At 41.5% G+C, this 15,118-nt stretch carries 13 protein-coding genes; 12 read left to right on the top strand and 1 reads right to left on the bottom strand.

What is annotated here, in order from left to right; translation table 11 throughout:
- Positions 1 to 29 precede the first annotated feature (29 nt).
- The 12 genes from acbD (at position 30) to NQU59_RS12525 (ending at position 13,592) form a co-directional block, all read left to right on the top strand.
- The gene (gene acbD, locus NQU59_RS12470; RefSeq protein ID WP_257063657.1) at positions 30 to 668 is read left to right on the top strand and encodes an acinetoferrin biosynthesis acetyltransferase AcbD; all 639 of its coding nucleotides are present in this window, start codon (positions 30 to 32) and stop codon (positions 666 to 668) included.
- On the top strand, positions 665 to 1,036 hold the full coding sequence (locus NQU59_RS12475) for a hypothetical protein (RefSeq protein WP_043969908.1): 372 nt from the start codon (positions 665 to 667) through the stop codon (positions 1,034 to 1,036). The genes acbD and NQU59_RS12475 overlap by 4 nt, the downstream gene beginning before the upstream one ends.
- A complete protein-coding gene (locus NQU59_RS12480; protein WP_257063658.1) occupies positions 1,033 to 2,283 on the top strand; it encodes an MFS transporter in 1,251 nt (416 codons plus the stop codon). Before NQU59_RS12475 ends, NQU59_RS12480 begins: the two co-directional genes overlap by 4 nt.
- 9 nt (positions 2,284 to 2,292) lie before the next feature.
- The gene (locus tag NQU59_RS12485) at positions 2,293 to 4,551 is read left to right on the top strand and encodes a TonB-dependent receptor (RefSeq protein ID WP_257063659.1); all 2,259 of its coding nucleotides are present in this window, start codon (positions 2,293 to 2,295) and stop codon (positions 4,549 to 4,551) included.
- Between the two features lie 25 nt (positions 4,552 to 4,576).
- Positions 4,577 to 5,833 carry an MFS transporter gene (locus NQU59_RS12490; RefSeq protein WP_257063660.1) on the top strand — a complete coding sequence of 419 codons (1,257 nt, stop codon included), beginning with the start codon at positions 4,577 to 4,579 and terminating at the stop codon, positions 5,831 to 5,833.
- A 203-nt stretch (positions 5,834 to 6,036) separates the two neighbouring features.
- Positions 6,037 to 8,160 (top strand): bifunctional mannitol-1-phosphate dehydrogenase/phosphatase, encoded by a 2,124-nt coding sequence (gene mtlD, locus NQU59_RS12495; protein WP_257063661.1) that lies wholly within the window; start codon positions 6,037 to 6,039, stop codon positions 8,158 to 8,160.
- A gap of 82 nt (positions 8,161 to 8,242) precedes the next feature.
- Complete coding sequence (locus NQU59_RS12500; protein ID WP_043969913.1) at positions 8,243 to 8,866, top strand: 2'-5' RNA ligase family protein; 624 nt, start codon at positions 8,243 to 8,245, stop codon at positions 8,864 to 8,866.
- Between the two features lie 2 nt (positions 8,867 to 8,868).
- Positions 8,869 to 9,387, top strand: coding sequence for a bifunctional adenosylcobinamide kinase/adenosylcobinamide-phosphate guanylyltransferase (cobU, locus tag NQU59_RS12505; RefSeq protein ID WP_043969914.1), 519 nt, complete (start codon positions 8,869 to 8,871; stop codon positions 9,385 to 9,387).
- Position 9,388: 1 nt separating this feature from the next.
- Positions 9,389 to 10,459, top strand: a complete 1,071-nt coding sequence (gene cobT, locus NQU59_RS12510) for a nicotinate-nucleotide--dimethylbenzimidazole phosphoribosyltransferase (protein WP_257063662.1) — start codon at positions 9,389 to 9,391, stop codon at positions 10,457 to 10,459.
- The gene (locus NQU59_RS12515) at positions 10,449 to 11,054 is read left to right on the top strand and encodes a histidine phosphatase family protein (RefSeq protein ID WP_257063663.1); all 606 of its coding nucleotides are present in this window, start codon (positions 10,449 to 10,451) and stop codon (positions 11,052 to 11,054) included. The genes cobT and NQU59_RS12515 overlap by 11 nt, the downstream gene beginning before the upstream one ends.
- 110 nt (positions 11,055 to 11,164) lie before the next feature.
- Entirely contained in the window at positions 11,165 to 12,748 is a 1,584-nt protein-coding gene (locus NQU59_RS12520; protein WP_257063664.1) for a histidine-type phosphatase, read from the top strand.
- Positions 12,749 to 12,848: 100 nt separating this feature from the next.
- Complete coding sequence (locus tag NQU59_RS12525; RefSeq protein WP_005241399.1) at positions 12,849 to 13,592, top strand: adenosylcobinamide-GDP ribazoletransferase; 744 nt, start codon at positions 12,849 to 12,851, stop codon at positions 13,590 to 13,592.
- Positions 13,593 to 13,652: 60 nt separating this feature from the next.
- Here the strand turns inward: NQU59_RS12525 and NQU59_RS12530 are convergent, their stop codons facing one another.
- Positions 13,653 to 15,116 (bottom strand): PepSY domain-containing protein, encoded by a 1,464-nt coding sequence (locus NQU59_RS12530; RefSeq protein WP_257063666.1) that lies wholly within the window; start codon positions 15,114 to 15,116, stop codon positions 13,653 to 13,655.
- Between the last annotated feature and the right edge of the window lie 2 nt (positions 15,117 to 15,118).

Here is a 15,118-nt window from a genome sequence, read left to right on the forward strand (position 1 = left end):
TCTTCTTCTAAATTTTATAAAGGTTCGATATGAAAACTATTTCTCAGCAATTACCCGATTATTTTGAATACCACGAAGATGGAACACAGTACTACTTACGCCAAGTGCAATATCCACAGGATATTCCTTTGCTGCATCAGTGGATGCATGAGCCGCATGTTATTCCACAATGGCAATTAAATAAATCAGAGTTAGATCTACAGGTTTACTTCGACAAAATGCTGGCAGATGACCATCAACGTTTATTGATTGTGGGGGTAGATGGCAAAGATGTGGGCTATACCGAGATTTATGAAGGTAAGCGTGATCGTTTAGGTCGTTATTACGACGGTGATGGCAATGATCTCGGCTGGCATTTGCTATTTGGTGATAAATCCGTATTTGGTAAAGGTTTCTTACGCCCAACCATTCGTTTACTGAGTTTTTATATTTTTGAACATTCGCAAGCGAAAAAAATCGTGGGTGAACCAGATCATACGGTTAAGCCTTATGCCGCGGTTGTTGCAGAGCTTTGCTATGAAAGCCAGCGTTTAATTCCGATGCCAGAAAAAACGGCGATGTTGTATTACTGCTTTAGAGAAACTTTTTATAACAAGTTTGGTGAATTTTACCAAACTTCACAACAACAGCTCGCTGATCAGCCAGCCAAAACCTTGAGTGTTACATGAGCTTATCCATCAATGAGGTACACATCTTGGACATGCGCTTTGCAGCGCATGTCTCAGTGACAGAATTTGAACAATGGTTAACGCATATTCAGCAATATTTCGAGCAAAAAAGAAGTTTTGTGCTGATTATGCAAACCGAACCAAACACTGAATTTCCCGAAGAATATCGCGAAATTCAGGGCAAGTGGTACAAGCAATATAAACAAGATTTTTACCAATATTGCTTAGGACTTGCCCGAATTGCTCAAGATGAAGCAGATCGCATTCGACTGGACACACCAGCTTTACAAAAAGCTTGGCATGTTCCTTATTTTGTTAGTTTAGAAAAAACCGCTGCCATGCAATGGGCCATGCAGAGGTATGTATGAACCAACCATTAAAACATGATCAGGATTTTCCAATAAAAACAGTTTCAGCACTGAGTCTATCAGTTGTTATTGTGCTCTATCTTGCACATGCGTTACCACTATATTTTTACAATGTCGCCTTACCTGCGATTTTACGCCATCAGGGCGTCGATTTACGCTGGATTGGGATGTTGTCGCTACTGTATATCCCATGGGCATTTAAGTTTTTTTGGGCACCTTTAATTGATCGCTTTTATTTTAAAGCGCTGGGTAAACGTAAAACTTGGCTTTTATTCACCCAGATCGCCTTGGTCTTGGGTGTCGTTGCCTTGGCTTTGACGCAATTTGACTATGGTCTAAGCATCTTTGTCATTGTCGGGTTATGGATTTCAACCTTTGCTGCAACCCAGGATATTGCGATTGATGGCTATACCGTTGAAACCTTTGCCGAGTCCGAATACCGATTAGGCAGTATGGCGCAAAGTATTGGTGTGGCGCTCGGCAGTATGATTGGTGGGGCTGCAACTTTATGGTTGTATCAATTATATGGTTGGCAAACCGCACTGATGTGTTTGGCTGCGATGACGGCATTGACCATGATTGCAATTTTTCTAATTAAAGAAAATTCAAATATAGAAAAAATTGCCAAGCAGCCACCGAGTCTGATCCGGGCATTTAAACGTCCAGAAATATTATGGGCTTTGGCGTTGATTGTGTGTTATCGCATTGTCGAAGCGCCTGCAATGGCCATGCTGAACCCGATGTTGATCGATCAAAAATGGTCTTTGGCAGAGATTGGTGTATTGATGTCTGTGATTGGTGCGGGCATTGGTTTATTGGCCGCAGTGACAGCCGCTTTCCTATTAAAAAAAATAGCAGCAACACAATTACTGATTTGGGCCGGTTGGGCACGCAGTCTGGTCTATGCCTTACTTGGCCTAGCCGTTTTACTCAGCTGGTTTAACCAGTGGCATATGTTATTGGGACTATTCGTTGTCGTTATTCTGGCAATCCGCTATATCGCCATGACGGCTTTATACGCCCATTTCATGCATACCAGCTCCAAAGAACAAGCAGGAACCGATTTTACCATTTTGGTCTGTTTTGAGCTGCTGGTTTATTTCATTGGCGGTGCAATGTCAGGCTTCTTGGCCAAAGCTTTTGGCTATGGAAATTTTTATCTCATTTTAGCGGCAGCATCTGTCTTGAGCGTCTTGCTCAGCCAAGTGTTAATCCACAAAGCAAAACAAACGGAACAACTCACCTAGGGGAAATCTATGAAAGTACGTTCACTTTCGACATCATTAACACTGCTCAGCTTAGCCATCAGCACACAATTGTATGCAGAGACGGTTGAAGCAGATGCCACTGTTCAAACCACTGCTGCAGTAGCAAGCCAAAAACCAGCACAACTTGCACCCATCGTAGTGACAGCTTCGCGTTCAGCACAAAGTATTGCTGAAATTGCAGGAACAGTTCAGGCCATTGAGCAAAAACAGATTGAACAACAATCAGCTGCGGGACGTAAATTGGCTGACATTTTGGCTCAATTGGTGCCTTCTCTAAGTCCAAGCAGTGGTACAACTACTAACTATGGGCAAACCATGCGTGGTCGTCAGGTTCTCATTTTGATTGATGGGGTCGCGCAAACTGGATCTCGTGATGCCTCACGTCAATTAAATAGTATTAGCCCTGATTCAATTGAGCGTGTCGAGGTTGTTTCTGGTGCGAGCAGTATTTATGGTTCTGGTGCAACGGGTGGGATCATCAATATCATTACTAAAAAGGGTTCTGGTGAAGGCTTAAACTTTGAATCAAAACTTGGTGTGACTTCTGGTGATAATTTTAAAAGTGATGCTTTGGCCTATGAAGCATACCAATCCGTTGCTTTCAAACAAGGTGACTGGAATGGTTTTCTGGGTGCAGGCTATACCAAACGTGGTGAGATTCAAGACAGTCACGGTGATCGAATTGGGCCAGAAGTTGCACAAACCGACCGACAAGATACGGAAACCGTTGATATCAATGGACGTTTAAGCTGGCAGTTTACAGATAAGCAGAAGTTAAGCGTTGGGGCACAATATTATGACGATAAACAAGACTCAGATTACGGTCCTGATTATGGCCCTAATTTTGCAGTTTTAAGAGGTAATCCGCCAAGCTTAAAAGCATTAAAAGGGTTTGAAATTGATGATCAGCCATTTACCAAGCGCTATGCTGTCAATGCCCAGTATCAAAATACCGACTTATTAGGTCAAGAGCTGAATGTTGAAGCTTATTACCGTAACGAAAAAGCCCGATTTTATCCAACCATACTTAGTAACTTTATCCCAGCAGGGTACTACTTAGCCTATCAATCAGAGTCTGATATTGATGTCGCTGGTGTACGAGCTGCGATGACATCAAAGCTTAATCTTGCAGATCGTGATTTAAAATTGACTTATGGTGTTGATTATGATCATGAAAAAGATAAGCAAGTAGCTGACTTATATAGTTTTACCGACAATGGATTGAAATATCAGAATACTGGCCGTAGTTATGATTTTGGCCCCGATGCGACCATTAAAAATTTAGGTGCATTTATTCAAGGGAACTATGATTTAACAGATGCGTTAAATGTACAGGCAGGTCTGCGTTATCAACGTATTGAAAGTGATACTGCGGCATTTAAGCCAACAGTTTCGGCCATTCAAGGGGATATCACTGGTCAACCCGTCGGTACAGTCGCAGCGGGCTCTGTAAAACATGATAAGACACTGTTTAATTTAGGGGCAGTGTATAAATTAAATGATCAGCAACAAGTATTTGCTAATTTCTCGCAAGGTTTTAGTTTGCCTGATATTCAACGTGTATTACGCGATGTCTCAGCAGGGTATGTCGTTCGCTCAGGTAATGTCGATCCAATTACGGTCAACAACTATGAACTTGGTTGGAGATTCCAAAACGACCTTGGCGCAAATTTAGGTTTAACCACTTTCTATAATACATCTGATAAAGTGGTTCAATTTAAAGCAGATCGCTCAGTCACGGTTGCAGATACAGATCAACGAATTTACGGCGTTGAAGCGAATGCAAGTATGCCTGTTTTAGATCAGTTTAGTGTTGGTGGAACACTGGCATATACTCGTGGGCAATTCAAGGATGCGGGTGGTGCTTGGCGTGAACTGAATGCCTTACAAGTTTCACCAGTCAAAGGTACATTGTTTGGTGAATGGAATGATGATAAAGGCAATGGTCTAAGAGTGCAGATGTTGGCGGTGAAGGGAACGGATAAAGCATATGAAGATTCTCTAAAGGCAAAATATGATACCAACGTTCGACCAAATGCTGCTACGAAGATCAAAGGTTATGCCGTTATGGATGTGATTGCCAATGCGAAAGCAGGTCCCGGAACGGTGGGCTTTGGTGTCTATAATGTTTGGAATACGGAATATAAAACTGTATTTAGCCAAGCAGCTGAGGCGGTTTATGGGCCAATCTCTAGCCTGCCTGCACAAGGTCGTACTTATGGTTTGAGCTACACCCTCAAATATTAATCTAATCAAAAAGGCATCTGTTTAGATGCCTTTTCTTTTGATGATTTGCATGATGAACAATAATTTAAAATTTTTAGTACTGGCTGCTTTGATCAATGGCACCTGTTTTTCCATGATTCTCCCATTACTCGCACCTTTGACACGCCAGCTCCATTTATCTGAATTTCAGGGTGGTGTGATTGTTTCAGCAGGGGCAATCTGTATGGCGATTGCCTCAATCTGGATTGCGAAAAAGAAAGGTCAGCTATCTCCCAACCAGCTCGTTAATTATGGTTTTTGGGGAATGACCTTTACTTGGGCTATTTTCAGCTTGATTCTGTATTTGGGAACACGAGCGTTTTTACCGACATTACTGATTTTTATTTTGCTGGTACTGAGTCGTGCTTCTACAGGCATTTTTATGGCTTTGCCACAAATTGGTCTGCAAAGTTATGTGATGACGCATGCAGCAGAAGCGGATGATCGTAGTAAGCAGATGGCAATGTTTGGTGCAATGAATAGTTTTGGCATGATTGTTGGGCCATTTGCGACGTCAGTCTTATTATTCGGCGGTCTACTTTTTCCGATGTGGATTGCCGTGGGATTACTGGGTTTAGTCAGTATTGCGCTCAGTATCCTGTTTGGCAAAACTGCACAAATTCAGTCGGATACTTCTCAGCTTAAACAAGAAGAGAATGACACTTTAGAGCAGGAGCCGATTCTCAAGCAAAGCTTGATTTGGCTAGCCTTAGGTTTTGTGACTTATGTTGCGATCGTGACCTTAAACATGACAGCAGGTTTTTACATTCAGGATAAATTTTATCTCAGTAGCCAGCAGAGCGCAGTGTATTTCTCTCAATGCATGCTGCTGGTTGGCGTTTGTCTGTTACTCACTCAACTTTTAATCGTGAAAGTGTTGCAGCTTAAATTAAATAGCTTAGTGATTATTGGCTTAGTCACCATGTGTTTTGGCTTATCACTTTCATTGTATGCACCTACAATTTGGGTATTTCAGGCCAGCTATATTTTTTATGGCGTTTCAGTCGCATGTTTATTACCTGCATTTACTACGGGTGCTGCTCAAGCAGTTTCACAACAGTCGCAGGTTAAAATGGCAAGTTTCTGTACTGCGACACAAGCATTGGGTTTAATTGTGGGTCCTTTACTCAGTACCTTTTTATATCGTTTTAGCAGCCATTTTCCATTCTATTTATTGCTGTTTTTAACCCTGTCAATTGGATTGTATTTTAGCTGGATACTGATTCGAAAAGAAGGAGAGGCGGCACTATTACTGGATGAATAAAGCTGAGTTTTTGGTTAAAAAAGACTCATCTTTTTTATGGTAATGCAAGTATTCAGACTATTTCAGTCGAATATTGTCTAGAAACATGGCTTTGTTGTTTATTTTTTAATCAAATTTATTTCATTTATTGAAGATTTGAATTTTAGCATCACTTTTTATGTACCCTATAAAACGTCATAACAAGATAGATAAAAGGAGTAAAGATGCTTATTTTTCATGATTATCCTGTTCAAGGCGCACTTTTTGACATGGATGGAACAATGTTTGATACCGAGCGCTTACGCTTCCAGACATTGAAACAGGCATCAAAAGAGCTGATTGGACAGGAATTTTCAGATGAATATTTGATGCAGTGTCTAGGGCTAAGTGCGAAAGCATCGGAGCAGCTGGCACAAAAGTTTTATGGTGCAGATGTTCCTTATGGTGCGATTCGCAAACGTGCAGATGAAGTGGAACTAGAATTTGTGCGTAACAATGGTGTACCAATTAAAAAAGGATTGATTCAGGTCTTAGAGCGCCTAAGAAAATCAGGCTTAAAAATGGCAGTCGCGACCTCAAGCCGTCGAGCAATTGCCGAAGAATATCTCATTAATGCGAATGTTTATAAATTTTTTGATCTTTTGGTCTGTGGGGATGAAGTTGAAAAGGGCAAACCGCATCCAGAAATCTTTTTAAAAGCCGCACAAAAACTAAACCTACAACCGCAGCAATGTTTAATGTTTGAAGACTCGGAGAATGGTATTTGTTCAGCCTATGATGCAGGCGGAATCACGATTTTATTTAAAGACATTAAAGAACCTAACGATCATATGCTCTCTAAAGCAAATTTCTATTATCCCGACATGTATGACTGTCTGAATGCTTTAGACCAATATATTCCTGAAATGGGCATGCCACAGTTACAAGAGTTATTTCCACAGAGTTCTAATCAATTGACCGTTGGGATTCATGGTTTTGGTGCCATTGGTGGCGGTTATGTGGCTCAGATCTTGTCCTATTGGGATGGTTATACGCGACCGAAACGTATTTTAGCCTCAACCCGAAATCGTCTATACCTAGAGTCCGTGAATAGTTTTGGTCGCTACAGTATTCGATATGGTCAGTCTTCTTATGATGAGCGTATTGATAATCTCACAGTGATTGATGCTGATAATGAACAGCAGATGCTAGAAATGTATATGCAATCTAGTCTGATTGCACTTTGCTTACCTGAACAGGCAATTGCGTCTGAGGCCAAAACCATTGCCAAGGGGCTACTGGCTCGTTTTATGTCAGCAGATGTACAAAATAATGAGCCGATTACTTTTTTGATTATTTTAAATAAAGTCTGCGCAAAATATTTGGTCTTGAAACATATCCGTGAAGCCTTACTGACCATGACGGATGAGGATATTGCCGAACATATTTTAAGTGAGCATTATTTTTGCGATACCGTGGTCAATCGAATGGTATCCAAACTTAGTGATCAAGCCTTATATCGCCAGCTTAATATCAAGCATAACCTGTTTAAGCAATATCAAAATGAGCTGAATCCTGAAGCGATTGAGTTGTCAGATGAGACCGCGCTGACTGAACAGCAGGAACAGCAGATCACACATTGTTTAGATGATATGCGTGGGCAGTTTCAAACAGGGCAATTCCTACAGAATATGGATCTCATCCTGTTCCATAGTGAAACGGATATGCCGATTTATGTGGAGAACCGTAGTCCCTTATTGAGTAAAATGCGCCAAATGATTTTAGTCGATCAGATTTCTGAGATTCAAATCATTAAGAATCGCTTATGGAATGGTTGTCATGCCATGCTGGCGTGGTATGCCAGTGCACTTGGACATGACACCATTGGTATTGCCATGGCGGATCCAAAGATCATGAAATATGCTGAACAGGTGGTCAACGAAGTTAAATTGGGCCTAGCCAATATGATTCCCAACCAAGCCAAAGAACTGGATCGTATGGCAGACAGTTTCCTGCATTCTTGTCGATCTGCCTATAAAGATCCCTGCGAGCGCGTGGCTCGTGATCCACTCAGAAAACTCAATCTAAGCGAGCGGGTGTTAGGCAGTTTAGAAGGCCATGTGCAACAACAGCTTCCTTATCAAAAGTTAATGCAAGGCGCAATTTATGGTTATGTCTATGCCTTGAAAATGCTTGAGTTGGACGAAATTAAAATCGTAAAGCATGTACAGACCAATATTGAACATATGGATATTACTGAAAACCAGAAGAAAGCCTTATTAAATCAACTCTATCAAGGGATTCAGGCAGAACTAAATCATGAAGCATTCTTGTCACAGTTAGATGAACTGAAACTTCAGACAGCTTAAATGCCCGTGATTGGGGAAGATATCTTAACTTCTAAACAGGTTTATGTTTGAATAACACAACTTTCAACAGAATGCTGAAGTTGTGTTATTACAAACAGAGACGCAATTGATTGCAACCGAACAGCGTGATTATCCTGAATGGCATGTGGGGCGCTCGGACTATGGGGTGTGGTATATCGAGATTGCTCAGCCAGAACTGATTCAATATTTAGATGAAATCCAGGCAAAATTTTCAGATTTGCTGCTTCCGAAACAACAACGTCAATATCACATCACCCTATTTGTTTGTGGTTTCTTGCAACCTGCTGCTCAGCAGTACGATGATGATTTTCAGATTCAGAAGTTAGAGCAACAGATCAAAATGCTTAAAGCATTACAGCTGACAACTTTTGAGCTGGAAATTAGACAGATAGATAGCTTTAGCAGTGCTTTATTTTTGCATATCAAAGACCAAGATCATGTACTGGCTCAGCTTCGCCAACAATTTGTTCAAGTGACGAATGAGGTTGCTGCACTTGAATATTGTCCGCATATTACTTTAGGTCTGTATCGTAAAGCTTGGCTCAGTAATATTGTACTGGAGCGGATACAACAACTTTCAATAAAAAATATAAAGTTTCAGGTCGAAAAAATAACTTTCGGTTATTATAAAGCTCAGATTTTACAAGGATTACTGTATCCTTATCATCAAATTGAACTAGGTTAGATATGTTGCAACTGATTTTAGGCGGAGCACGCTCAGGTAAAAGCCGTTTGGCAGAACAAATTGCCAAAGATACAGGTTTATCGGTGATTTACATTGCAACGGCGCAAGCCTTAGATGCAGAAATGCAGCAGCGTATTGCACATCATCAACAGCAACGCCCAGCACATTGGCAGGTACTTGAAGAACCGATTTATCTGGCAGATCAACTCTTGCAATGCGATCAAGCAAACCAAGTGATTTTGGTTGATTGCCTGACTTTATGGCTGAGTAATTTATTATTGGCTGAAGACCCAGATTTTCAGTCACAACAGATGCAAAAATTATTCGAAGTCTTAGTACAACTAAAATCTCAAATTATTCTGGTCAGCAATGAAACTGGGCTGGGAGTGGTACCAATGGGAGAAATTAGCCGTCGTTTTGTCGATGAAGCAGGGCGTTTGCATCAGACTCTGGGGCAACTTGCCGATAAAGTCGTGTTTTGTGTAGCAGGCTTTCCAATGATTTTAAAAGATGAGAAATAACATGACTGAACAAGCGCCATGGTTTTTAGCCGCAGTACAGCAACCCGACTTAGATGCGAAACAACAAGCTGAACAACGACAACTGCAATTGACCAAACCAACTGGTGCTTTGGGCCAACTTGAACAACTTGCAATACAGTTGGCCAGCTTACAAGGCACGCTCCATCCACAGATTCAGCAGCCTTGGATCACGATTTTTGCAGGCGATCACGGCGTTGTAGCCGAAAATATTTCGGCTTATCCGCAGGCCGTGACCCGTCAAATGCTGCAAAATTTTGCTTCAGGCGGTGCAGCTATCAGTGTGATTGCCAAACATCATCATGCACATTTACAAGTGGTGGATTGCGGTACAGTGGGTGAAGCCTATGATTATGTTGGGGTTGAGCGGCATTGCATTCGTGCAGGTACCGCTAATTTTGCTCAACAAGTCGCAATGACGGAACAGGAATGCTTAGCGGCTTTACAACTGGGTAAAGACTGCGTTGATCGTGCTAAAGCACAAGCTGCTGATATTTTTATTGCAGGGGAAATGGGGATAGGAAATACCTGTTCAGCTTCAGCACTGGCCTGTTTGTTGTTGCATGAAGGTGCTGCACAACTGACGGGTGTGGGGACAGGAATTAATAACCAACAACTACAACATAAGATCGCTGTCATTGATCAAGCCGTGAAGCTGCATCAACAGAATGTGGCGGATGACGCTTTAAAAATTCTGGCAGCTGTTGGCGGTCTAGAAATTGCGGCAATGACAGGCGCTTATATTCGCTGTGCACAAATCGGTTTGCCGATTGTGGTAGATGGCTTTATTAGCTCGGTTGCAGCCTTGTGTGCGGTACGTATGCAACCACAAAGCCATGCATGGATGCTGTTTGGACATCAATCAGCTGAGTATGGACATCAACGTGTCTTAAATGCATTGGATGCACAACCTATTTTAAATATGAATTTGCGTTTGGGTGAAGGTAGTGGTGCAGGAGCTGCACTGTCTATGTTGCAACTGGCTTGTGTGCTGCATAATCAAATGGCAACCTTTGCCGAAGCTGCGGTTACGGGTGATAAAGTTGCACCTTGATTTACTGCGGCATGGGGAAACGACACTCAGCCATACCTTACGTGGACATTTGGATGATGCGCTTACTGAACAAGGTTGGTTGCAAATGCAATCCACCGTTGAGCAGCATCTTGCTGCTCAAGTACAATGGGATGTAATCATCAGTTCGCCATTACAACGCTGCCAAAAATTTGCGGCAGCACTGGCGAAACAACTTGAATTACCTTTGCTGCTCAATGCAGAAATTAAGGAAATGTATTTTGGCGATTGGGAAGGTATTGCCACGCAAACCATTTATGAAACAGAGCCTGAGTTATTGGCAAATTTCTGGCAATTTCCAACCCGATATCAAGCACCCAATGGGGAGTCACTGAATCAATTTCAGCAGCGCGTTATGCATGGTTTTGATGATATTTACATGCAAATGCAGCAGCATCATTGGAACAGGGCTTTGGTGGTGACACACGGTGGTGTAATTAAATTACTCACTTGTTTGGCACGTCATCATAAGTTAGATGATCTATTAACCATGCCCGCAGAGTTAGGAAAGCTATATTCTTTAAACTTAACTCAAATTGAAAATACAATTCATTTTTCTGAAAAGACAGCAACTTAGCAGCGATAAAATCTTATTCTATTTCCAGTATTTGCTTGGGTCTTGTAATCGGACTGTCATTGCCGCTGTCTATGATACAGGGCATTTCTTGACCTATAAGCAAATCATCCATGAATATATTATTGAAAAGCAGTGTGTTATGCGTGAGCATTGTATTGGCGGCATGTAATAATGACGATCACGTAGAATCGCAAAATCCGCCAGAAACGAGTACTGCATCAAAATATTATCAGACTAAAACTCCATACCAACCGCAACAAGATCTAAAAAAATATGAAGCCATTCCGCAAGGGTTTCAGCCAGTATTTACTGAACTGGTTGCCCGTCATGGTTCTCGCGGCTTATCGAGCATCAAATATGATTTAGCGCTGTATAACCTATGGAAACAGGCCAAAGCTGAAAATGCGCTCACATCTTTAGGCGAAAAGCTGGGGGCAGATTTGGAAAGTATGATGAAGGCTAATATTCTTCTCGGTTATGGTGTGGATGGCATCCGTCAGTTTGGCTATGGCAATGAAAGCATGCAAGGTATTCAGGAGCATCGCGGTATTGCTGATCGTTTATTGCAACGGCTTCCAACTTTGTTCCAAACTGCAGCACAGCAATCATCATCAATTTTAGTACAAAGCTCGGGTGTAGACCGTGCTGTAGATAGCGCCAAGTTTTTTACTGCTGAATTGCTCCAACAGCAGCCACAATTAAAGACACATATCATCCCAGTCTCCTACACGAGCTTAGCCAGTAGCAGTGTGCCATCAATTGAAGATGGTGGCGTTGATCGTTTTAAACTCTATTTTCATAGTTTGAACAAAGAGCAAGATCTAGTACAACCTTTATCGGCGCAACAACAGGCGATTTACGATGCCAGTCAAGCCTATCAGCATTTCGAAGAAGATGATGCAGATCTGGTCAATAAACTCAATGAGCTTGTGAAAAATAGCCGTGCTGAACAGGTGGCAATGAGCGTGTTGAATCCACTTTTTAAGTCTGAATTTATTAAAAAATTGGGAACAACGGGATATGTATTTAGCAATACCGGCTCTTATAGCGTCACGTCACCTAAAGGTGAAACCATCACTGAAAAAGGTAAGGGAAAAAATAGTATTGCCAGTGCTGTGGATGCAGCGGCCTATATCTATGAGTTGTATTCGATTTCAGGCGGCATGAAAACTGAACTGAAAGGGACTGATTTTGATCAGTATATGCCTGTAGATGCAGCAAAGTTCTATGCTGAATTTAACGATGCCAATGATTTTTACACTAAAGGTCCAAGTTTTACCGAATCGAAGAATGTCACCAGTGCAATTGCCCAAGGTTTAAAACAGGACTTATTTAAACAGGTCGATGCGATTGTGGATAAGCAGCAAACCCATCGTGCAGTATTACGTTTTGCTCATGCTGAAATCATTATTCCTTTGGCGACCAGTTTAGAGTTGCATAACATGATGCAGTCGTTACCGTTACGTCAAACTTATAGTTATAACACCAGTGCTTGGCGTGGTGAGACGGTGTCACCGATGGCAGCAAATCTACAGTGGGATATTTATCAAGATAAGCAAGGCACAACCTTGCTGAAAATGTTCTATAACGAGAAAGAAACTTTATTTAAACCGAGTTGTAACTACGCACGTTATAGCAATAACAGTTTTTATTATGATTATTTGAAGCTTAAACAATGTTATCAAATTCAATAATCTAAGATATTCGACCTTTTCATTTGGGAATAGCTTGCTATTCCCAATTTTATTTCTTCATAATCCATGCACGATGAACCTGATGTGATTGAGAGGTTGCATGACACCTTTTTGGATTGCCTTGCAGTTTTTGACCGTTTTACCGATTGAGCTCAAAACAATGCCAAGTGCCAAGCAGAATGGTCAGGCATTATTATTTTATCCTTTGGTTGGCTTGTTGCTTGGAATGATTTTATTTGCCTCAGCAATGTTATTGATAAAGCTTCCGATCATCTTGAGTGCAGCGTTGATCCTTGTACTCTGGATTTGGCTGACGGGTGGATTACATTTCGATGGTTTAGCGGATAGTGCAGATGCGTGGGTGGGTGGATTTGGTGATCCTGAACGAACCCTGAAAATCATGAAAGACCCTGCTTGTGGTCCAATCGGCGTGCTGAGTTTAGTCGTAGTCTGCTTGCTGAAATTTGTGGCCTTATATGTTTTGCTCGAACAACAAATGGCTGCCTTTTTAATTGTCTTGCCTATGCTGGGGCGCAATGTGCCACTGTTTTTATTCCTCACTACACCTTATGTGCGTGCTCAAGGCTTAGGGCGTTCTATGACTGATTTTATGCCAAATAAGCAACTTTGGATGGTTTTTGTCATTACAATTTCATTGCTTTGTATATTTAAATGGGTGGGTTTAGTTGCACTATTGGTTTTTTTACTGATGCTTTTCTATCTGCGTTCTGTATTTATTAAACGTATTGGCGGGATTACTGGCGATACTGTAGGTGCAGCAATTGAGCTGACTGAAACGGGTGTGATTCTCAGTGTTGTGATTGCTTCATTCTATATCATTTAAAAAAATTAATCGCTTGAGGTGACGTGATCCTGCTAAAAAAGAAGGATCACTCTCATGATGTTAGCGCTTACGTAGTTGAACCAAGAAACCAAGTACAGAAAGTACAGCAACCAATCCGGCAATCGTACCTAGAATGATATCTCGAAGTGTTTTATCTATTGGCAACCATGTCCATTTGTGCAAATAAGCAAAGCTAAATCCTTCTAAAGCATCTTGTTGGGTAACTTGTGCTGCAATCATGCCACTGCTAGGCTCAATATACAGTCTGAGTTGATTCTCTAACTGCGTCTCAACTTTGATCACGGGTAGGCGTTTGTTGATAAAACCATATTCTCCTCCAAAGCTGGTCACCCATGAAGCGTGTTGCACTTGCTCAGGCTGTAATCCTAAATAGCTTGCAGCCAATAGTTTGCTTTGTTCAAGAATATCAAGTGCCTTAGTATTATTGGCATCAACAAATTGAATGTTAGGTGCCGCTGTTTTGCTAGGGTGATGATTGTGCTCCTTCGTTGCTGCTGTCATGCTTCCTTGTAGTGGTGCTTGTCCAATGGCTTGAATCATCCATGCTGCATGGCTATGTGTTTCGCTAAAGGATGTTGGAACAAGATCCAGCCGTTGAATGGGGTGTGTCGTGACCTGCTGCCATGCTTGAGTAGTTAAATCAGTAGTATGAAAAACAGGTTGAATGTTTTTAATATCAGGTTTTTTCTGCCAAAGATGATAGAAACCACTCATCACCCAAAGCAGAATAAACACGCTTAGACTGATGCCTAAATAGCGGTGCAGAAAACGAGTTGGCTTATGCCCTAAGCGGTGATTGCGTCGATTGTGAATTTTAAAAAATAAGCCAATGCCCATAAAAGTCATGCACAGTATGCCAATCAAAGCCAGCTGCATGAGAATAGTCTGACCTGTCCAAGCTTGATCACCCCATGTCCAGGTATGACCTAAGCGGAAGATTTTTGCCATCCACATCTTTTGATCATTGGAGAGTGTGGCCAATCGGGCTTGTGAAGGATCAACATAGGCACGTAAACCATTTTGAAAATCAACACGCCAAACAGGCAGTAAACGATTGACACTCGGATAATCATCACTGAATGTGGTGATGATTTGGCTGGATACAATGTCCTGTCGCGATAAGCCTGTATACCAAAGTGCTAAACGTTGGGCATCTTGTTGTTCTGCATCAATCAGCAATTGACCTGTCTGACTATCATAATATTCAGCAATATTTTGATTGGGTTGTAAGACGCGATAAGCAAAATGCTGAGGCTTTAATTCAATCACCTGTAGTGCTGAAAATTGTGCTATCTGATGTTGTTTTAAAACATCCGTTGCCGCTAATGCATGTGTTAAATCCAATTGTTGAGATGGGGGCATTCGTTTTACAGGTTGAGGTTGTGTTGCACTCATGATTGGATGCAACACACCTGTTAAAGACCAAAGTAAAACGAGAATACCGAACACCATCCCAAAATTACGGTGTAATGACAGTAGTTTTTTCAGTAGTCTGGCATTCATGG

The sequence above is a fragment of the Acinetobacter colistiniresistens genome (assembly GCF_024582815.1).
Taxonomy (GTDB): domain Bacteria; phylum Pseudomonadota; class Gammaproteobacteria; order Pseudomonadales; family Moraxellaceae; genus Acinetobacter.